Genomic DNA, 20,348 nt, shown 5'->3' with positions numbered 1-20,348 from the left:
GGTTGAATTGATTTACCAAAACCCTGTTAAAATAGGCTAGGTCGATAAAGTGACTCACTGGCGTTATTCCAGTGCTCGTCATTATGAAATGAAAACGAAACAGGACGAATTGATATCTGCCAATCATGGTAATTTTGGGCTCGGTATGTATTCCCACGGAGGACCATGGGAACAAGGGTAAAACACCAAGCTCAATTTGCCAACTTGTATCAATTGCTTTTGACATCATGGTTTGCATCCATGATTTAACAGCAGGACCAAAATTTCCTTTCGTTGCCACCACCACAAGAAACGGCTCATTTATGCGTCCGTTTTACTTTGTTTGTTAGCTCGATTTAGACGAAGCATTTTAAGCAACGATGTCCCTGAAGATGTGAGACCAGTTACACCTGCCGCAAGAGCGCTCTCTTTGAAGTTACTTGCAGCCCATTTTCCACAGTAAATGTAGACAGGAACATCTGAACCGCTTTCACGAATTAATTTTGTAAGATCTATTCCTGCCTGACCACCTTCTGGACGCCCCATATCACTAATCACACGATCATACTTGATGGAATTAAATAGTTGAATGCCCTCAGTAGTGGACTTTGCAATATGAACATCCACTCCTAGTTCTCCCAAGCTTGCTACAAGGAAGCTATTGTTTTTGGGGTTATCATCGACCCACAAGATTTTTAATTTAGAAACATCTATTTTACCGTCATCTCTTACATCTGACTCAGGGCTGGCTCCAGACTGAAGACGTTCAAGCCCCTCCTCAAGAGAAGCAATTTTTTCTTGTAAGTCAGTTATGATATGTCTCTGTTGCTCGGTAACTTGTTCCATCGTTAGCTCATTGCCAGCGACTTTGAGTGTGAACTTACGCCCTTTAGCGGACTCAATTACCGACGCTATAGATGAACGAAAATAAACCAATATCGCAACAAACGACAGCGGCCAGAGTAAACTTGCAAAGGACTCAAGTAATTTACTTAAATTTTCCATAATTTAATTCTGCCTAATAAAGCTAACATTTCTTATACAGAACCACTCTATGAGAATACTTCCGTATAACTTAATTCTTTTTCTAAACTGAATCTCACAACTCACCACCATGTGGGTATAAACATTATAAATTCATTGCATATATTTATAGCAAAGAGTCACGGTGATGCCTACGGTAAATGGGGAATCGACTATAAAAACAATCTGGCTAGCGGATGGAGATAAAGAGGAAAATACGGGAGCACACATCATTTTCGATGCATGCTGAATAAGTGGAATTACCCCTCAAGCCGCCCCAAGCAAACTTGCTCCACCAGCCCTTTCAGCTTCTCCACTTCCCCTTGCAGATACACCAATTCTTCTTCGGTGATTTCGTAATGCATCGAGTAACGGGCGTCGATGTAGGCACGTTGCAGGCGGCGGAAGCTGCGGCGGTGGAATTTGTCGTCCATCGGGAAGATATCAGCGAAGGCAAGGTCTTGCTCGGCGCAATATTTTTTCAGTTTCTCGATATTATGGGTTTTGGGTAGGTAGTTGGTCAGAACCAGTAAGGTGCAAGCGAAGAATCGCTCTGCTGCTTGGTGTAATTCAAAAGCGGCTTTATTCACATAACCTTTATCTATCGCAATCTGAGAGAATTCTAAAAACTCTCCTGCACTTTGAAACCATTGCTCAAAATGCTGCTGTGCGATTTGACGGCGTTCTTCATCACTCAGATCCCCCGGTTCGGCCAGTTCTTTAGGCGTCGCAGCAAAGATTTCGATGCCCTCTTCGCGAATATCTTTAAAGAAGTAGTGACCCTGTCTGAGCTGTTCATTGACCTCTTCCAAAGTATGCACAATCAGCCCCAGCGGTGCGCTTTTGACTTTGCGGTCGATCTGCTCTTCGGCTCTACGCCAGACGAGATCCTCTTCCACCAACGAAGGTTTGTTGACGATCACCAGAATGTCGTAGTCACTGACATAGCCGTTGGGAATATCGCTCACCCAACCGCCTTTGGCGTGGCTGCCGAACAGAATGATTTTCAGGATCCGGAACTCGGCTTTACTCCCCTGCTTACCAACGAGGTATTCTTCCAGCGTATCGCGCAAAATGGTCGAGATCAGCGCAAGCTCGTGCTGTTTACGTTCGGGAAGATGGTCGAATGAAGTCTTCATACCTGAATGATTTGAATCGGTTAGTGAACAATGCCCACAGTGTGGCGAGCTGCTGCGCAAAAGTCTATGGTTTTTCACCAGTTTGAATCCATGTCTCGGCCTTTTCCCGAGGCACTTCACATCAATGTATTCTCATGCTGCAACATTGAGTTCAGCGGGATTTTATCTTTCAATTTGATTGATTTAGATAACTTTCAGAAATAAAACCCGGATTGAACCGGGTTTTATATCAATGTAATCACAAGAAGGAGGCGGGAAAACCGCCTTCTTTTTTATCAGTCAGAACGGATGATTAAAAGCCGATTTCATCCACAGTGAAGCTGCTGCCACATTGGTTAGAAAACTTCGGATCAGCATCCATCATTAAGCTTTCAAGGGAAGCATTTTCATCCAGTTGTTTCGGCAAATTAATATAGACATCCACTAATTTGCTGTTCTTACATGAAATCTGTAACCGTTTATACGCTCCGTCGAAAAACGCCTGATCCACAACATCAAAAAAGTCCTGCGTGGAGACAGATTCACCGAGATGCTCCTGCATGAAATAAGCGACATTCTGGTTAAATTCTTTTTGCAGACGAATCGCAGTTTTAAAATATTCATCCGCGTTTCTTTGCGTCTGGCAGGTACCGTGCTTGTACCATTCATGACGTTGTAAACAAGAACCATAGGCTGCACTTGGCATATATTGTCCCAGTAATGCCAGCGTCGATGATGACATCGGAACCGCATCATAGCTGCAAAAAGGACTCACCGAGTGAGAATAACTGCCACAGAATCCGTAACTTGTGCCACAAGAAGCTTTATTCGGCCATAAACCATGCAGGGTAAAGTTTCCGGCCTGATAAGCGCTGGAATCCGTGACCTTACATTCAGGCTTTGACGTGTGTGTTTCACAGAAAGCTGGCTGCCAGCTGAGAGCAAAGACATAACTGTCTTCCTGACCTGCCGTTGAACAGCTGCCAGAACCCGAGCTGCCAGATGAAGAAGAATCATCACCTTTTACCTCACCACAACTGACAGAGACCCAACGCAACTGCGGATTAGCATTTTCAACCACCACCCGGTACCAGGTGGCGTCATTTTTATTCGCCTCACGAATTTGGTAAGACTGCCCGGAAACCAGATAGATGTTACCAGGATTGGTTTTCTTGTTTTTTGATTGATAAGCCGGACATGACTGGCTGGCATAAAAAGTACCAGAGAAAGTCACCGCGGAACTCTGCCCGACAACACCGAACAACAGTGCCAGGGCAGAAAAAACAGCCAACAGAGTTTTTAGTTTCATTTAACAAATTTCCTGTATAAGTATGTGTAAGCGTCGCAATATTAAACATATCAAATTAAATAAGAAAGAAGTTAAATAAAACTTAGTGTCATATTATTTTTGCGAAATAATCATGACACTGTTTTTTCACCGGACATGCCGCAATAACCGGGTCAATCCCGGTTTAGTCTTCCAGTTCATGGGGTAAAAATCATTGGAAGGACTGCCCCTTAAAGCTCCCAGCCAGAGCGGATAATTCAGACCTGATGCCATCTCTTTTATCCGGTTTAGATACAAGTGTTATAGAAAGGTATACGGACACAAAAAAGAGATGTAGTGATTTCTGGTGTATGTGTTGAAGGGATCGCGGTGTATCTCCTGTTGATTGATCTCGGCAGATCAACAACCAACAGGAGACTGCTGCGCAAAAGTCTATGGTTTTTCACCAGTTTGAATCCATGTCTCGGCCTTTTCCCGAGGCACTTCACATCAATGTATTCTCATGCTGCAACATTGATTTTCCGGTATAGATTTCAGCAACGAAAAAGGCCGCAGACGAATGTCTACGGCCTTGAATGTGGCGGTGAGTGAGAGATTCGAACTCTCGATACGTTGCCGTATACACACTTTCCAGGCGTGCTCCTTCAGCCACTCGGACAACTCACCGAATCGTTGAAATTATTGTTTCAACGGGGCGCTAATTTAATGATTCTTCGGAAGAAGGTCAAGGAGAAAAATCGTAAAAACCGCCCTTTGACAATCAAATGGTTATTAATTAACTGATTGGCCGATTATCTGAACAATCAGCAACCGTGCATGAATCAAACATGATAATAACCGGGTACCCGGAACCAGCGTCGGCAATAATCGAGAAAGTAACCGTAAACGACACCCATACCACAAGAAATCACCGCATTGATAGAAACGGCTGTGACGATCTGATCATATGTTGCGCCAACGGCCCATAAGATACCGACATAGACGGGTGATTGAAATGCGACATAAGCAAACAAGTCACAAATATTTTTCATCCATCCGCTGGGAGAAAGGCGCCGTCCGGATCTCAGGATAAGATCACGGAAGAGCCCATATGGCCAAGCAATAGCAATATTGACCGGGATCGAAAGCAGCCTCGAAGATAATGACTGCTCCAGCGTCATACCCGAGATAAACACCTCAATGACCATACCTGTCACAAAGCAAAATACCACCATTGCAAATGTATCGGCAGCTGCATTGCGAACACAAAAAGGCGCACTATTTTTCATTTTGTTCCACTCAGATAAACAACGATATTTGTGCGCATTAAAACACAATATTTATAAAATTAATCACCAATTATTTAAATAAATACTGAATATAAAACTAAATAATCAATTAAATTTCAGAATAAAAAACTACAAAAAATTAATAGTTAACCGTTTGTAAACAAAGAAACAAAATTAAAACAAATGTCTGTAAAATCAGCCGTTTTTAAAGAAACAAATTGGATGTCTCGCAACTTATTCCAATTTCAAATACCATAATGATCCACCCACTCAATCGATTAATGAAGCATGAATGTGACACTAACTGAAATTATTGCGTCGGTAGAACAGCCCGAACAACTGCTCAATGAACATCAGATGACGGGATTTATTGTTGCTCTCGCTGCAGCACCTTATCTGATTTCACCGGAAGAATGGCTCTCCTATCTTTGGGGTGGGAGTGATGTTGCGCCGTTCGCGGAGTCCTCTCATCTTGAGATGTATTGCCAACACGTGGTTCAACACTGGAATACAGCCCGGGAATCATTACTCAGTGGTTCATGGCAGTGGCCGGCTTCCTGCCTGCTGGATGATGAAGAGATTGTTAATCAGGCAACGCGGGACTTCTGCGAAGGCATGTTACAAGGCTGGCAGTTGACCAAAGATGACTGGGAAACACTGATGCCGCCTGAAACGGAAAATGGTGCCCTACTGGGCGGTGTTTTACTGTCCATTACTATGCTTTATGACCCAGAAACCTCACTGGTAACATTGAATGAAGCGGGTGCGGATGCAATGGCTCAGTTCGAAGAGATTTATCAGGCGGTGCCCGTCATGCTATCCGGACTCAGCCAGCGTACACTGGCGATTGCTGAATCTGATGATTAAACGGAGTATCGTCCGCACATCAAAAAAGGCGATGGGAACATCGCCTTCTTTTTTATTATCGGATACACATCCCACTCAGGCATTACCTTTGACAGAGACATTCAACTGCTCAGCGAAATCCAACATGCGGTTCAACGGGATCAGAGACTTAACCCGAATCGACTCATCTACAAAGATTTCGTGTTCCTCTCCCCCGTCTCTGAGGGCTTTCTCGATGGCTTGGAGCCCGTTCATCGCCATCCAAGGGCAATGCGCACAACTTCGACATGTCGCGCCAGCACCTGCCGTAGGCGCTTCAATCAGCTCTTTCTCAGGTACAAGCTGCTGCATTTTAAAGAAAATGCCTCTATCCGTTGCCACAATCATTTGTGGATGCGGCAAAGCTTTCGCAGCTTTGATTAATTGGCTTGTTGATCCGACTGCATCAGCCAGTTCAACAACACTGGAGGGTGATTCCGGGTGAACCAAAACAGCCGCTTCCGGATATAACGCTTTCATTTTTTTCAGCGCATCGGCTGAAAACTCATCATGAACAACACATTCACCATGCCAAAGCAACATATCAGCACCGGTTTTATTCGCAATGTATCCACCCAGATGTCGGTCGGGGCCCCAGATGATTTTCTTATCTTCCGAATCCAGATGTTCAACAATTTCTAATGCGATACTAGACGTCACTACCCAATCTGCTCTGGCTTTGACCGCTGCAGAAGTATTTGCATACACCACAACGGTATGATCCGGGTGAGCGTCACAGAAAGCGGAGAATTCATCCACAGGACAGCCTAAGTCTAAAGAGCATTCGGCTTCTAACGTTGGCATGAGAATGCGTTTCTCTGGCGTCAGGATCTTCGCTGATTCACCCATAAAACGAACACCACCGATCAGCAGTGTTTTGGCTGGATGTCGATTACCGAATTTCGCCATTTCCAGTGAATCACCGACAAATCCGCCGGTTGCTTCGGCCAATGCCTGAATTTCAGGATCTGTATAGTAATGGGCAATCAAGACGGCATCTTTCTCAGTCAGAAGGCGCTTTATCTCATCTATATAGAATTCTTTCTGTTCTTTTGAGAGTGGTACCGGCTTCGGTGGAAATGGGTACACGGTTTCAATCTGTTCTGTGATATGGCTCATTGCTTCTGCTCTACGCAATTTCCAGTGATTAGCGCATTTTACACGCTCTTTACAACGTGTCAAAAGCCAGCCGGACAATTCATTGACAGAACAATTGATAACGGGAAGACAGAGAGCATAAAGGAGAACCTCGGTTCTCCTTTTGTGTGCATTCAAGATACGACCTTAGTGCTCGCTAGCAAAGCATCAACATCTATCCCATGCTATTTTGCCATAGACCGTTTTGCAGATTCAGCAGAAGCGGTATCAGGATATTCATCAATCACCTGTTGATAATACTGATTTGCTAATTTTGTATTTTTGCGACGTTTCTCAACATCACCTAATTTGACTAATGCGTCTGCACGTTTATTTGATTTAGGGAAATCCAAAACAGCTTTAAAACTTTCAACCGCTTTATCATCCTGCCGTTTGGCATAGTAAAGTTGACCTAACCAATAATGTGCATTGGGCGCAAAATTAGATTTGGGGAAGTCACGCTGAAATTTAGTGAAGGCATTAATCGCGCCAGAATAATCTTTTTTCTTTAGGATCAAATCAACAGCATTTTGATAAGCCGTTTGCTCATCAGCATTTTCGCTGTACGTGCCAGTGGATGCAGACTGATCATTGGTTGTTGAACCTGACTGTGCTCCATCACTACGCTTTGAATTGAGCTTTTCTCTAAGATTATCGATTTCAACAAATAACTCTCTCTGTCGATCGAGCATCTTGCCCATATCGTGAGAGTTCTTCTCTACCTGGCCACGCAGGTGTTGAATCTCGGTCGCCATTTCATCAATCTGTTGCTGCATTTGCACCCGCAACAGACTACTGTTTTGAAGTAGACGTTCCAGACGGTCAACTCTTGTCTCAGGGCTCCCCGAAGTTGCATGTTGCTCCATGCCTTCACTTAGGTCCGATACTGGAGCGGGTACAGCAAGCACTGGGCTTGCTGTACTGACCAGTAACATAAGCATCATTGGTCGCTTTAAGTTACCGAACATGTTTAATCAAACTCTTCAGATTAGTAAACAATCACTGCACGACGGTTTTTTGCGTATGCAGCTTCGTTATGTCCGCGCACTAATGGTTTTTCTTCACCATAGCTAACAATTGACATTTGGCTGGTTTGTACACCAAGAGCCTGAAGGTATTTATATACAGCTTCTGCACGACGTTCACCCAGAGCAATGTTGTACTCAGGCGTACCACGCTCATCGGCATGACCTTCAATCGTAACGTGAACTCTTGGATGATTACTCAGATAAGAGGCATGAGTTGACAGCATATCTTTATAATCTGATGCAATTGTTGAATTATCAAAAGCAAAGAATACGGTTTGCTCTTGCATAACCTTATCTTTTTGTTCCTGCTCAGAAAGCTTACCATCATCAGTCATGGGTGATACAACAGTTGTATCGGTGCTATCTGCGGAGCCGGATGTAGATTGGTTAGTTGTCGTCTCATTTCCTGAGGCACTCACTGCATCATCACTTGAACTACACGCAGTAACCGCGAGTACTGGTAGTGCAATCAATAGCCCTTTAAGAACTTTATTCAGTTGCATCTTCTTTTCCTTATTTTTTAATCATGACTCATTACAAAAACGGTGACCACGCCGGCGCTCTTACACGTCCGTTTGTTTCTGGTAACCTGGCTTTAAATCGCCCGTCAATAGAAACCATAGATAATACATTGGTTTTATTGTAAATCGAACTATAAATAACCATACCACCGTTAGGCGCAATACTTGGAGACTCATCGAGCAAAGTTCTTGTCAGAATTTGCACACTACCGGTTTCCAAATCTTGCTTTGCCAAGTTAAATCCTGACTGGTTTTTATTCACCATGATCAAGAATTTTCCATCAGGCGTAATCTGCCCACCTAAATTTTGTGAGCCCTGCCAAGTAAGACGATTTGTCACGCCAGAAGACAAATCTACTTTATATATCTGTGGTTTACCACCCCGATCTGAGGTAAATATCAGAGATTTTCCATCTGGATACCAAAAAGGCTCTGTATTATTTGATCTGCCCCGCGTTATTTGACGAATTTTTTTCGTTGCTAAATCCATGATGTAGACCTGTAAACTTCCCGATTTAGACAAGACTAAGGCTAATGATTTACCATCAGGTGAAAATACTGGCGCGCCATTGTGACGAGGAAATGACGATATTTTTTCACGTTTCCCCGTATAAATGTTCATAACGTAGATTTCAGCATGTCCATTTTGGAAACTGACATAAGCCAGCTTCTTACCATCCGGAGACCAAGCGGGAGACATTAACGGTTGTTTAGAACTAAGAACTAGCCGTTCATTGTAGCCATCATAGTCTGAGATTCTCAGCTGATAAGGATACTTTTCACCGTCATGTACAACGACATAGGCAATGCGCGTTAAAAACGCGCCTTTATCCCCGGTTAGTTTCTCATAGACTAAATCAGAAATTCGATGGGCATACTCACGGAGACGCTTCGGTGAAACCGTCGCAATATTATTGAGTAATACATAATCTTTGGACTCAACAAGTTGACCATCTTCTGTGAGAGACTGTCTTTTACCCTTCAGTAATTGCGCCTGAACGATATCAACCAACTGGTAATGGATAACATAATTACCCGCTGCATTTTGCTTGATGGTTCCGGTCAATAATGAATCGACCCCGAGTCGAGTCCATGCATCCACATCGACAGCAGACTCGTCATAAGGCGTCTGGGGCATATTACTGGTCGCAACGGGACTAAACTTACCACTTCGCTGTAAATCCGAAGCAACTACACCTGAAACATCCTCTGGTAACTGGCCCTTACCCTCCCATTGAAACGGAACGACCGCAATCGGCCTCGCTGAGTTAATCCCATCAGTAATGACGAGCTCTAATGCTGCATTTGCGGTGTGTATGCCTGATATTACGAGGAACATACAACTCAAAATCAATCGCTGTAACACAAGCTTTTCCTTTTCTCTGATACTTCAGTCAAAATTATATATTCGGTTCAACGGTTATATTAATGTCTTTTAGCTTATTGATAACATCCGGGTCATCTTTTGGCAGAGGAAAAGACGGGACCTGCGCAACCGCTCGCTGCGTCGCAGCACAAACGGCCGAGTTTCCCCCTAACACTCTCAAACTACCAACAATTGCACCGCTCCCTGTAGGAATCAGGTGCAGATTAACCCGACAATTTTTGCCTTTAAACGTATCTTCTACGCGTAAATTTTGCCGAATAAGCTGTTTGTAGATTTCTCCGTAACGTCCAACTTCGCTAGCAATATATTGACTCCGAGCACTAGAGTTTTGTTGCTCTTCAGCCTGTAGACCGGAAAAAATGTCATCTAAGGCCGCTTCCCGTTGCTTTCTTTCTTTTTCCAATTTTTTCAGGCGCTCTTTTTCCTGTCGAGCCTTCTCAGCAGCAGCCTTTGCTGCCTTTTCTTTTGCTAAACGTTCCTGCTCTGCTTTCTGGGCGGCTTCACGCTCTTTACGTGCTTTTTCTGCCGCGAGCTTAGCCGCTTTCTCGCGTTCAATTCGCTGCTGTTCCGCTTTTGCAATAGCAGCTTCTTTCGCTTTCCTTGCAGCCTCAGCTTTCGCGGCACGCTGCTCTTCAGCTTGTCGCTCTTGCTCTTTCTGCTTACGCTGCTGCTCTGCTTTTCTGGCTGCTTTCGCCTCACGGGCTTGCTGTTCTTTTAACTGCCGGATTCGCTCTTCTTCAGCTCGACGATTCTCTTCAAGACGTTCACTTTCACGTCGCAGACGATCAAGTCGATCCTTTTCCTTACGGGCCGCTGCTTCTCGAGTCGCCTTAATCTGTTCCGCCTGTTGGTGTACCAATGCCGGATCAATCACGACCGCCTGAACCATATTACCGATCGGATGCGGCTTTTCCTGATAAAACTGTCCGCCCCAAAGCAATAAACCAATTAAAATCGCATGCAACACGATAGAAATTATCAGTGGTTTTGTAAAACCTGAGCGCTTATCTTCTCTCTTTTTCATGAAGGTTATACTGCTTATTCCCTGATATCTGTTAACAAACCAACCTTTGGAATACCAGCTTTACTCAGCTCGTCCAGCACATGTACAATCTCCGCATAGGGGCTTGTCGCCTCACCACCGACTGCTACAGGTGAATCAGGATGTAAACTCAGCTCAGCTTTTACCAGAACAATTGCATCCTGTAAGGATAGTCCCCGTTTGAAAGGTTCATTATTGATGCTGACCCCCAAGCTGCCTTCCTTAGTAATTTCTACAATAATAAAGCTACCATCATCACCGACCAAATCGGATGCCGGTTTCGCTGTTTCGGTTTTTGGTAGTTCGACATCCACGCCCTGAGTGATAAATGGAGAAGTCACCATAAAAATGATTAATAAAACCAACATCACATCGATATAGGGCACCACATTAATTTCTGCGGTTATTTTACGCTTCTTTGGTTGGTAACCCGCCATAAAGCTTACTCCCTACCAGTCATTGCCTGACGATGAAGAATACTATGAAACTCCTCAGAGAATGTCGCGTAATTCATTTCAAGTTTACTGACAACTGTTGTCAGTCGGTTGTAAGCCATCACCGCAGGAATAGCAGCGAAAAGCCCCATCGCTGTTGCAACAAGCGCTTCAGCAATACCGGGCGCAACCATCGATAATGTTGCTTGTTTCACCGCACCTAACGCAATGAATGCATGCATAATCCCCCATACCGTACCAAATAACCCAATGTAAGGGCTAATTGACCCAACTGTCGCCAGAAACGGTAGATTAGTCTCCAATGATTCAACTTCTCGGGAGACAGCAACTCGCATGGCTCTTGCGGTCCCATCCATGACGAAATTAGCTTCGCCAGCATGGTTTTTTCTTAACCGAGCGAACTCAGTAAAACCGGAATAGAAAATCTCTTCACTGCCAGTCAATTGGTCTTTTCTACTTTTCACGTCTTGATATAAAACAGCCAAATCCGTGCCGGACCAGAAACGGTCCTCAAATGAAGCAGCTTGCTTTTCAGCAGCCGATAATGCTTTGGTTCTTTTAAAAATCATCGCCCATGACATGATCGACATGCCTAAGAGAATCATCATCACCACTTTGACTAAAAAACTAGCCTGTAAAAAAAGATCAAGTATTGAAATTTCAGCACTCACTGTTACTTCTCCGAAAATACCGCGTCGGGAATACCTTGGGGTTTCATCTTTTGCATGTCAATACATGCTACCTTAACTATTGCTCGACACAATACCTCTTCATGAGGATTAACCAGCTCCTGACAGTATATTAAAGAAGCCTTTCTTTTCTCGGTTAGCTGAGTTAAGACGACTAAGTTGTCATCCAGACGCGCAGCTTTCAGAAAATCAATCTCCATGCTTCGGACCACAAAGCCAATTTTTTGTTCCAATAACTCTCGCTGACATACCCCCTGCTCTCGGAGCATTTCCGTTCGCGCGCGTTCAAAAAATTTAAGATAGTTTGAATGGTATACAACACCGCCGGCATCGGTATCTTCATAATAGATCGTCACAGGAAATCGAAAAAAAGCTGATTTAGAATGATGCACTTAACGTCCCTCAACGGATTCACAACAATCGTTTACTATAACGCAACTCAAACACTTTCGCATGAGTGAGACGGAATGAATTTTAATTTTTTGGACAAAAAACGCAGCCTGAAGGCTGCGTTTTCTTTTATAGATAGGATACTGGTCATTGAATTCAGCTTATTCGAATCAAACTGAAGTAAACCAATATGCATCCGGCGAGATAAGGTGAAAATAAGATCTGCCAAAACCATCGTCTCGGCTTAAAGCCGACTCCGAAGATCATGCTGGCACAGATAGCCAAGATCAGCAGAGCGACAACTCCCAGATTAAAACCACCAATTGTTGCTGCATAAGTGTGTGGATTCCACATCAGCAATGCAACATGGTAGAAAGCAAGGCCCATTAATAGCATTCGATAAAAGATACGATCAATGGGACGATGCCACTGCGCAACTAAGGCAGAGAAATCATTCACTATCTTTATCCATCATCTCTGCATGTTCTAACCACAGTGCATTAATGATGCCGAAAGAACAAGCCAGTAAGACGCCTAAAATCCATGCAAAATACCACATAACTTAGCTCCTCGTTAATAAAGTGAATTTTTGTTGTCTTCGACATACTGGTTATTGATACGACCGAACATTTTATAGTACGTCCAACAAGTATACCCAAGAATAATTGGTACCATGACAAAGGCAATGCCTGTCATCACTTGCAACGTCAGCTCACTGGATGTTGAATCCCATATGGTCAGACTATTACTTGGTGCCAGACTTGAAGGCATAATAAACGGGAACATCGCAAATCCAGCTGTAAAAATAATGCCGGCATTCGTCAAACTCGAAGCAATAAATGCGATACCGCCTTTTTCCATTCGAGATGCAATGGCAGCAATCAATGGCATCGCTGTACCAAGAATGGGAGCCAACCATAACAATGGATACTGATTGAAGTTTGCCAACCACGCACCAGATTCACGAGCGACTTCTTTATTCAATGGGTTTGACGGTCCAAAGTGATCCATTGTACTGGTGATCACATAACCATCAATGTGTTGAACCCAAAAACCAGCAGCTACAAAAAGAACAGCGACAAGCACACCACAAAGTTGAGCAACGCTACGAGCTCGAGTATGTACAGTATCAGAGATCTTCATTTGTAACCAAGACGCACCTTGAAGCACAAACATCAGGACGCTGACCAAACCACATACAATACCAAATGGATTCAGCAGTCCGAAGAATGAACCATGATAACTTGGCATTAAGAATTCATTCAGTTCAAAAGGAACACCCTGTAATAAATTACCAAATGCAACACCAATGATCAGTGGTGGTACAAAACCACTGATAGAGATGCAAATATCCCAAGTCTTGCGCCATTTAGTGTCTTCAATTTTTGAACGATAATCCAGCCCTACAGGACGGAGCCATAAAGCAGCCAAAGTAACAATCATTGCAAGGTAGAAACCGGAAAATGATGTTGCGTAGACTAAAGGCCATGCAGCAAATAAAGCACCACCAGCAGTAATCAACCAAACCTGGTTACCATCCCAGTGAGGTGCAATCGAGTTAATCATGACACGACGTTCTGTGTCATTTTTCCCGATGAGCGGCACCAAGGCACAGACCCCCAGATCGAATCCATCTGCAATAGCGAAGCCGACAAACAGCACACCAATCAGAATCCACCATACAAATCGTAAGATTTCGTAATCCATAATATTCTTCTCCTCGCCTTAAGCTTCTACCTGACGGTTAACTTGATCTGTTGCTGAAGTCCCATTCTGCTCAAAATGATAACGCCCAGTTTTCAAACTACTTGGACCTTTGCGAGCAAATTTAACCATCAGGTAAACTTCGGCAACAAGGAACGCTGTATATAATGCAAGAATTGCAAGCAGGGAGATAACCAACTCACTGACACTCAATGCAGAATTTGCAATATGGACAGGGAGGATTTCACCGACAGCCCATGGCTGACGACCATATTCCGCGACAAACCAACCCGCTTCAACACCAATCCACGGCAGCGGAATACTGTAAAGCGCGGCTTTGAGCACCCAGTTTTTCTGTTCAATTTTCTGACGACATGTCTGTACAAATGCCGCAGCGAAGACAACCAGCATAATGAAACCACAAGCAACCATGATCCGGAATGACCAGAACAATGGCCAGACTGTTGGCAGTGAATCATCAGCAGCGGCCTGAATCTGTTCTTCTGACGCATTTGCTACATCATCCGTATAACGTTTCAGCAACATGCCATAGCCCAGATCAGACTTCACTTCATCGAAGGCATCACGATTCGTTTCTGAAGTATCACCTGCACGTAATTTCTGGAGCAGCTCATATGCATACATCCCATTACGAATCCGTTCAAGGTGTTCTTCACGTAAATCACTTAAACCTTTGACTGGTGCATCCAATGAACGAGTTGCAATAATTCCCATCACATAAGGGATCTTAATTGCAAAATCTGTATGCATCGTCTCCTGATTAGGGAAACCAAACAGTGTAAACGCTGCGGGCGCTTCATCTGTGTGCCATTCAGCCTCAATTGCAGCTAATTTCGTTTTTTGAACATCACCCAATTCGTAACCAGATTCATCACCTAAGACAATGACGGAAAGAACCGCAGCCATGCCAAATGATGCAGCAACGGTAAATGAGCGACGAGCAAAAGCAATATCACGCCCTTTCAGCAGATAATAAGCACTCACCCCTAAAACAAACATTGCACCCGTCACGTAACCCGATGCGACAGTGTGAACAAATTTCACCTGAGCAACAGGGTTTAGAACGACCTCAGCAAAGCTCACCATTTCCATACGCATGGTTTCGAAGTTAAAGTCGGAACCGACCGGATTTTGCATCCAGCCATTGGCGACAAGAATCCAAAGAGCAGAGAAATTAGAACCTAATGCAACAAGCCATGTCGTCACTAAGTGTTGACGTTTTGAAAGTCGATCCCATCCGAAGAAGAATAAACCGACAAATGTAGATTCAAGGAAGAAAGCAGCTAACGCTTCGATGGCAAGAGGAGCCCCAAAAATGTCGCCAACGTAGTGCGAGTAGTACGACCAGTTTGTACCAAACTGAAATTCCATTGTTAGCCCTGTGGCAACGCCCAGAGCGAAGTTGATTCCGAACAGCTTACCCCAGAATTTTGTCATATCCTTATAAATTTGCTTATCGGTCATCACATAAAGTGACTCCATGATAGCGAGTAAAAACGTCATCCCTAGAGTTAGAGGAACAAACAGGAAGTGATACATCGCAGTAAGCGCGAACTGCAACCGCGATAGATCAACTATGTCAATCATGATAACTCCTTTGTGTCGGCTGAAAGACACCTCTCAGATTAAAGCAACCAAATTTTATCAATTCATACCTGTCAAAAATGCGAGAAAAGCAGAATATTTGTTACATCAACGTGTATTTTTATTTGAATAAATATTAATCAAGTAAAATACATATTGCAGAAATACTACTGTCAAATGCGTAAGCTTTCAAAGGGTTTATCCACGAGGCTTGTCTTGATTCAGATCAAGTTTCACACTCGATGAGCCAGTAAAAAAACAACAAAATGATTAAGATCAAAATAAGAGGGAGTTAATTGATATTTTTTTGTAACAAATAGATTTTGCTCACTCAATAAATATACAAACAATTAACATTGATACTAAGTTTGCAATCTATTCGCTACCTAATAAATTTCCATAAATGCGATACATATCACACAAGCACGTCGGCATATTGTTCGAATCATACACGAAAAATTATTTTTCGAATCCGAAATGCAAATAAGCTCTTTCTGTTGCAATCCGACCTCTGGGCGTTCGTTGCAAATACCCCTGCTGAATCAGATAAGGCTCTAAAACATCTTCGATTGTATCTTTTTCTTCACCAATTGCAGCCGCAAGATTATCTAAACCAACAGGGCCACCGGAAAATTTATCAATAATTGTGATCAGTAACTTACGATCCATAAAATCAAAGCCCTGAACATCAACATCAAGCATATTTAAAGCGTTATCTGCCGTATCAGAACATATATTGCCGTCCCCTTTGACTTCAGCATAGTCTCTGACTCGCCGCAACAACCGATTGGCTATTCGAGGTGTGCCCCGGGAGCGTCGGGCAATTTCTAAAGCGCCTTCCGGTTCAATAGATAAGGATAGACACTCTGCACTTCTCTGGACGATATTTTGCAAATCACCAACCTGATAATACTCAAGCCGCTGCACAATGCCAAAGCGGTCACGAAGTGGCGACGTCAGAGAACCAGCTCGCGTGGTTGCACCGATGAGGGTAAAAGGTGGTAAATCAATCTTAATTGAACGGGCAGCGGGCCCCTCTCCAATCATAATATCGAGCTGATAATCTTCCATTGCCGGATAAAGGACTTCTTCAACCACAGGGCTTAGGCGATGAATCTCATCAATAAACAATACATCATTCTCTTCAAGATTGGTTAATAAAGCGGCCAAATCACCAGCTTTTTCCAACACAGGCCCTGATGTAGTTCTGATATTCACCCCCATTTCATTGGCGACAATATTGGCTAAGGTAGTCTTCCCCAGACCGGGTGGACCAAAGATGAGGAGATGGTCTAAAGCTTCCTGACGACGCTGAGCAGCTTCAATAAAAATTTCCATCTGATTACGCACATGATCTTGCCCCCGATAATCGGCCAAAAGCTTCGGCCGTATCGCACGATCAATCAATTCATCATCTTTAAACGGTGTGCTCACCGGTGTCACAAAACGATCCGCCTCAATCATACCATCGCTCTCAATGCTTCTTTAATCAGCGTCTCACTACTCATACCCGGTTGGGCAATCTGAGCAACGATTTTCGAAGCTTGCTGAGGTTTATAGCCAAGCGTTAACAGTGCACTCACGGCTTCCTCTTCTGCATGGCTGGCTGTATCTTGTGGACGAATTGGCGCAGCATCTTGAACCAATTCAAACGAATCGATTTCAGAAGTCGAGAAAGAAGCGAGGCGATCTTTCATTTCAACCACTAAACGTTCTGCGGTTTTTTTACCGACCCCCGGTAATTTAACCAGCATCGAAACATCTTCACGTTTGACACATTCAACAAACTGACTAGCTGTCATGCCGGATAGAATAGCTAAACCAAGTTTTGGACCAACACCATTTGCTTTGATCACAGCTCGGAACAATGCACGCTCCGCTTTACTGTTGAATCCATATAAAAGTTGAGCATCTTCCCGGACCACAAAATGTGTGTAGATGACAGCTTCTTGTGCTACTTCGGGTAATTCATAAAAGCAACTCATTGGCATTTGAACTTCATAGCCAACGCCACCAACTTCAATTAATACTTCTGGTGGCTGCTTTTCCAGCAGAATGCCTCTAAGACGTCCAATCACGATTTTTCCTTTTCATCTATGTTGAGTCTGATTGATCATAATCAATAACTGGATAAATAGCCAGTATTCGGAGGTGGCAAATTTCACCGATATCGCCCTCGCCGCGCCCCTTTCGCCTGCCCTGCAAGTGCAATCAATGTTTTATTCGTATTTGCATGGCAGATAGCAACACCAAGTGCATCAGCAGCATCGGCTTGCGGTCTAGATGGTAACTTCAGCATTTGCTGAACCATGTGTTGAACCTGTATTTTATCTGCACCGCCTGTTCCGACAACGGCCTGCTTGATTAAACGTGCAGCATATTCATAAACCGGCAAATCGGCATTCACAGCCGCAACAATCGCAGAGCCCCGGGCTTGCCCGAGTTTCAATGCAGAATCCGCATTCTTCGCCATAAAAACCTGCTCTATTGCGAAAACATCCGGTTGAAATTGCATTATCACTTCTGAAACCCCGGCATATATTTGCTTTAATCGTCCCGGTAATGCTTTTTCTGTCGTTTTAATACAACCACTGCCAAGGTAAGTCAGTATTCTTCCCTGCTGGCGAATGACACCGTAACCAGTCACCCGTGAACCCGGATCAATTCCTAAAATGATCGACATATTTATTTTATTGCCTTCAATCGGATGAACAAAAAGGGCTTATTCCGTCATAAGCCCTCTCAAAACCGTACCGCAATTATTTACGCCGCCAAGTTGTACCACCAGACCCATCTTCGAGAATGATGCCCATTGCCGTCAGTCTGTCTCGGGCAAGATCAGCATTCGCCCAATCTTTCGCTGCTCGCGCATCATTACGCATTTTTATCAGCGATTCGATTTCTGCCACTTCCTCTTCTGAACCGCTATCACCTTGCAAGAAACTCTCCGGCTCTTGAGACAAAATTCCGATGACACTGGCTAAATCCCGCATACGAACGGCAAGTTGACTGGCTTGCTGTAACTGATCTTCCTGTTTGAGTCGATTGATTTCTCGCGCCATATCAAACAATACGGAATAAGCTTCCGGTGTATTGAAGTCATCATTCATCGCTGCTTCAAAACGGGTCACGAACGCCTCTCCGCCAGATGCTGCCACGGTGAGGTCAAGTCCACGTAATGCCGTATAGAGACGCTCCAAAGCGGCCCGAGCCTGATTGAGGTTCTCTTCACTATAATTCAGTTGGCTACGATAATGGCCAGACATCAGAAAATAGCGCACTGTTTCTGGATCATAGTGAGACAATACATCACGGATGGTAAAGAAGTTCCCCAGAGATTTAGACATCTTCTCTTTATCAACCATCACCATGCCACTATGCATCCATGTATTCACATAGGCAGTGTCATACGCACAGCAGGACTGGGCAATTTCATTTTCATGATGTGGGAATTGCAAATCAGAGCCACCACCATGGATATCAAAATGCGTCCCTAAGATTGAAGAGTTCATCGCTGAACACTCAATATGCCAGCCCGGGCGACCCTCACCCCATGGTGATTCCCACTTAGGTTCACCCGGCTTAGACATTTTCCACAATACGAAGTCAAGCGGACTACGCTTCGTCAATTCGACATCAACCCGAGCCCCGGCCTGAAGCTGTTCCAGATCTTGCCGAGAAAGCTTGCCATACTCAGCAAAGCGACTCACCTCAAACATCACATCGCCATTCTCTGCGATATAAGCAAAGCCTTTATCAATCAACCGTTGTACCAGCGCAATAATTTCCTCGATATATGCGGTAGCACGGGGCTCAACATCCGGGCGGAGTATATTCAATGCATCGAAATCGGCATACATCTCCTGAATCAAACGGTCAGTCAGCGCATCGCACGACTCGTTATTTTCCGCAGCACGATGAATAATTTTGTCGTCAATGTCGGTAATATTTCTTACCAAGGTCAAATCGTATCCCAGATAACGTAAATAACGGGCAACGACATCAAAAGATACAAACGTCCTTCCATGACCAATATGACAGAGATCATATATAGTGACGCCACAGACATACATGCCAACTTTTCCGGCGGTAATGGGCTTGAATTGCTCTTTTTGTCTGGTAAGTGTGTTATATATTTGTAACATGATCTCTATCTAAGTTATGGTAATTTACTGAATAATCCGATTATAACAATGCTCTTGTCTATAGGTCATCCTATTCTTTTAAGAACATTTGAATGTCACCAAAACTAAGTTAGAATCACGGCTTCTTGTACAAAAATAGAAAGGTAATCGTGATGATCACCCTGCATACAAACTTCGGCGATATTAAAATTCAGCTTCATGAGGACAAAGCTCCTGAAACCTGTGCAAATTTCCTACAATATTGTCGTGAAAATTTCTACGATAATACCCTGTTCCACCGTGTCATTGACGGTTTCATGATTCAGGGCGGTGGTATGGCTTCAGGCATGAAAGAGAAAGCAACCAAAGCTCCGATTAAAAATGAAGCCAACAATGGGCTGAGTAATAAAGTCGGAACACTCGCCATGGCCAGAACGATGGAACCCCATTCAGCGAGCTCTCAATTCTTCATTAACGTGAATGACAACACTTTCCTTGATTTCAGCTCAGAAAGTCTCGACGGATGGGGATACTGTGTATTCGCTGAAGTCGTTGATGGTATGGATATTGTCAACCAGATTAAAGGCGTAAGCACTGGTTCATACGGTATGCATCAAGATGTTCCTCTGGAAGAAGTTCTGATTACCGGAACAACCATCGAAGCGTAATCAATCACTGATCTGATTGGTGCAGATACGAATGTTC

22 protein-coding genes and 1 tRNA gene are annotated in these 20,348 nt (G+C 43.9%); 2 read left to right on the top strand and 21 right to left on the bottom strand.

The features are described 5' to 3' along the window. Nucleotides 1-300: 300 nt before the first annotated feature. From MKS89_RS06350 to MKS89_RS06330, 5 genes are all read right to left on the bottom strand, one after another. Nucleotides 301-984, bottom strand: coding sequence for a response regulator (locus MKS89_RS06350; RefSeq protein WP_072961114.1), 684 nt, complete (start codon nucleotides 982-984; stop codon nucleotides 301-303). Nucleotides 985-1,262: 278 nt separating this feature from the next. Next, a complete protein-coding gene (locus tag MKS89_RS06345) occupies nucleotides 1,263-2,141 on the bottom strand; it encodes a HEPN domain-containing protein (RefSeq protein WP_072961113.1) in 879 nt (292 codons plus the stop codon). Nucleotides 2,142-2,433: 292 nt separating this feature from the next. Next, the gene (locus tag MKS89_RS06340; RefSeq protein WP_072961112.1) at nucleotides 2,434-3,429 is read right to left on the bottom strand and encodes a ribonuclease T2 family protein; all 996 of its coding nucleotides are present in this window, start codon (nucleotides 3,427-3,429) and stop codon (nucleotides 2,434-2,436) included. A 557-nt stretch (nucleotides 3,430-3,986) separates the two neighbouring features. Then, nucleotides 3,987-4,074, bottom strand: a tRNA-Ser gene (locus tag MKS89_RS06335). Nucleotides 4,075-4,229: 155 nt separating this feature from the next. Further along, nucleotides 4,230-4,676, bottom strand: a complete 447-nt coding sequence (locus MKS89_RS06330) for an L-alanine exporter AlaE (protein WP_072961111.1) — start codon at nucleotides 4,674-4,676, stop codon at nucleotides 4,230-4,232. A 294-nt stretch (nucleotides 4,677-4,970) separates the two neighbouring features. Here MKS89_RS06330 and MKS89_RS06325 point away from each other — a divergent pair, with 294 nt between their 5' ends. Beyond that, nucleotides 4,971-5,543, top strand: coding sequence for a UPF0149 family protein (locus MKS89_RS06325; protein ID WP_072961120.1), 573 nt, complete (start codon nucleotides 4,971-4,973; stop codon nucleotides 5,541-5,543). 75 nt (nucleotides 5,544-5,618) lie between these two features. On the opposite strand, the gene nadA is transcribed toward MKS89_RS06325, so the two are convergent. The 16 genes from nadA to cysS form a co-directional block, all read right to left on the bottom strand. Beyond that, nucleotides 5,619-6,680 carry a quinolinate synthase NadA gene (nadA, locus tag MKS89_RS06320; protein ID WP_072961110.1) on the bottom strand — a complete coding sequence of 354 codons (1,062 nt, stop codon included), beginning with the start codon at nucleotides 6,678-6,680 and terminating at the stop codon, nucleotides 5,619-5,621. Between the two features lie 203 nt (nucleotides 6,681-6,883). Then, the gene (gene ybgF, locus MKS89_RS06315) at nucleotides 6,884-7,666 is read right to left on the bottom strand and encodes a tol-pal system protein YbgF (protein ID WP_072961109.1); all 783 of its coding nucleotides are present in this window, start codon (nucleotides 7,664-7,666) and stop codon (nucleotides 6,884-6,886) included. A gap of 20 nt (nucleotides 7,667-7,686) precedes the next feature. Beyond that, on the bottom strand, nucleotides 7,687-8,229 hold the full coding sequence (pal, locus tag MKS89_RS06310; protein WP_072961107.1) for a peptidoglycan-associated lipoprotein Pal: 543 nt from the start codon (nucleotides 8,227-8,229) through the stop codon (nucleotides 7,687-7,689). A 31-nt stretch (nucleotides 8,230-8,260) separates the two neighbouring features. Further along, nucleotides 8,261-9,613, bottom strand: coding sequence for a Tol-Pal system beta propeller repeat protein TolB (gene tolB / locus MKS89_RS06305; protein ID WP_072961106.1), 1,353 nt, complete (start codon nucleotides 9,611-9,613; stop codon nucleotides 8,261-8,263). Nucleotides 9,614-9,647: 34 nt separating this feature from the next. After that, entirely contained in the window at nucleotides 9,648-10,658 is a 1,011-nt protein-coding gene (gene tolA / locus MKS89_RS06300; RefSeq protein ID WP_072961104.1) for a cell envelope integrity protein TolA, read from the bottom strand. 14 nt (nucleotides 10,659-10,672) lie between these two features. After that, on the bottom strand, nucleotides 10,673-11,113 hold the full coding sequence (locus tag MKS89_RS06295) for an ExbD/TolR family protein (RefSeq protein WP_072961103.1): 441 nt from the start codon (nucleotides 11,111-11,113) through the stop codon (nucleotides 10,673-10,675). Nucleotides 11,114-11,118: 5 nt separating this feature from the next. Continuing rightward, nucleotides 11,119-11,802 carry a protein TolQ gene (gene tolQ, locus MKS89_RS06290; RefSeq protein ID WP_072961101.1) on the bottom strand — a complete coding sequence of 228 codons (684 nt, stop codon included), beginning with the start codon at nucleotides 11,800-11,802 and terminating at the stop codon, nucleotides 11,119-11,121. A gap of 2 nt (nucleotides 11,803-11,804) precedes the next feature. Beyond that, the gene (gene ybgC, locus MKS89_RS06285; protein WP_072961098.1) at nucleotides 11,805-12,212 is read right to left on the bottom strand and encodes a tol-pal system-associated acyl-CoA thioesterase; all 408 of its coding nucleotides are present in this window, start codon (nucleotides 12,210-12,212) and stop codon (nucleotides 11,805-11,807) included. 154 nt (nucleotides 12,213-12,366) lie between these two features. Then, nucleotides 12,367-12,669, bottom strand: a complete 303-nt coding sequence (locus tag MKS89_RS06280; protein ID WP_072961096.1) for a cyd operon YbgE family protein — start codon at nucleotides 12,667-12,669, stop codon at nucleotides 12,367-12,369. Then, nucleotides 12,662-12,769, bottom strand: a complete 108-nt coding sequence (gene cydX, locus MKS89_RS06275; protein ID WP_021020147.1) for a cytochrome bd-I oxidase subunit CydX — start codon at nucleotides 12,767-12,769, stop codon at nucleotides 12,662-12,664. Before cydX ends, MKS89_RS06280 begins: the two co-directional genes overlap by 8 nt. 14 nt (nucleotides 12,770-12,783) lie before the next feature. Beyond that, a complete protein-coding gene (cydB, locus tag MKS89_RS06270) occupies nucleotides 12,784-13,920 on the bottom strand; it encodes a cytochrome d ubiquinol oxidase subunit II (protein ID WP_072961094.1) in 1,137 nt (378 codons plus the stop codon). A gap of 15 nt (nucleotides 13,921-13,935) precedes the next feature. Then, nucleotides 13,936-15,522, bottom strand: a complete 1,587-nt coding sequence (cydA, locus tag MKS89_RS06265; RefSeq protein ID WP_072961091.1) for a cytochrome ubiquinol oxidase subunit I — start codon at nucleotides 15,520-15,522, stop codon at nucleotides 13,936-13,938. 456 nt (nucleotides 15,523-15,978) lie between these two features. Beyond that, nucleotides 15,979-16,983 carry a Holliday junction branch migration DNA helicase RuvB gene (gene ruvB, locus MKS89_RS06260; RefSeq protein ID WP_072961089.1) on the bottom strand — a complete coding sequence of 335 codons (1,005 nt, stop codon included), beginning with the start codon at nucleotides 16,981-16,983 and terminating at the stop codon, nucleotides 15,979-15,981. Then, nucleotides 16,980-17,597 (bottom strand): Holliday junction branch migration protein RuvA, encoded by a 618-nt coding sequence (gene ruvA, locus MKS89_RS06255; RefSeq protein WP_072961086.1) that lies wholly within the window; start codon nucleotides 17,595-17,597, stop codon nucleotides 16,980-16,982. The genes ruvB and ruvA overlap by 4 nt, the downstream gene beginning before the upstream one ends. Nucleotides 17,598-17,680: 83 nt before the next feature. Then, the gene (gene ruvC / locus MKS89_RS06250; RefSeq protein ID WP_072961083.1) at nucleotides 17,681-18,202 is read right to left on the bottom strand and encodes a crossover junction endodeoxyribonuclease RuvC; all 522 of its coding nucleotides are present in this window, start codon (nucleotides 18,200-18,202) and stop codon (nucleotides 17,681-17,683) included. Nucleotides 18,203-18,278: 76 nt separating this feature from the next. After that, complete coding sequence (cysS, locus tag MKS89_RS06245; protein WP_072961080.1) at nucleotides 18,279-19,664, bottom strand: cysteine--tRNA ligase; 1,386 nt, start codon at nucleotides 19,662-19,664, stop codon at nucleotides 18,279-18,281. A 152-nt stretch (nucleotides 19,665-19,816) separates the two neighbouring features. Here cysS and MKS89_RS06240 point away from each other — a divergent pair, with 152 nt between their 5' ends. Then, nucleotides 19,817-20,311, top strand: a complete 495-nt coding sequence (locus MKS89_RS06240; RefSeq protein ID WP_072961077.1) for a peptidylprolyl isomerase — start codon at nucleotides 19,817-19,819, stop codon at nucleotides 20,309-20,311. Nucleotides 20,312-20,348: the final 37 nt, after the last annotated feature.

Source organism: Vibrio gazogenes, from assembly GCF_023920225.1.
Taxonomy (GTDB): domain Bacteria; phylum Pseudomonadota; class Gammaproteobacteria; order Enterobacterales; family Vibrionaceae; genus Vibrio; species Vibrio gazogenes.
This window is presented reverse-complemented; position numbering and strand designations above follow the sequence as displayed.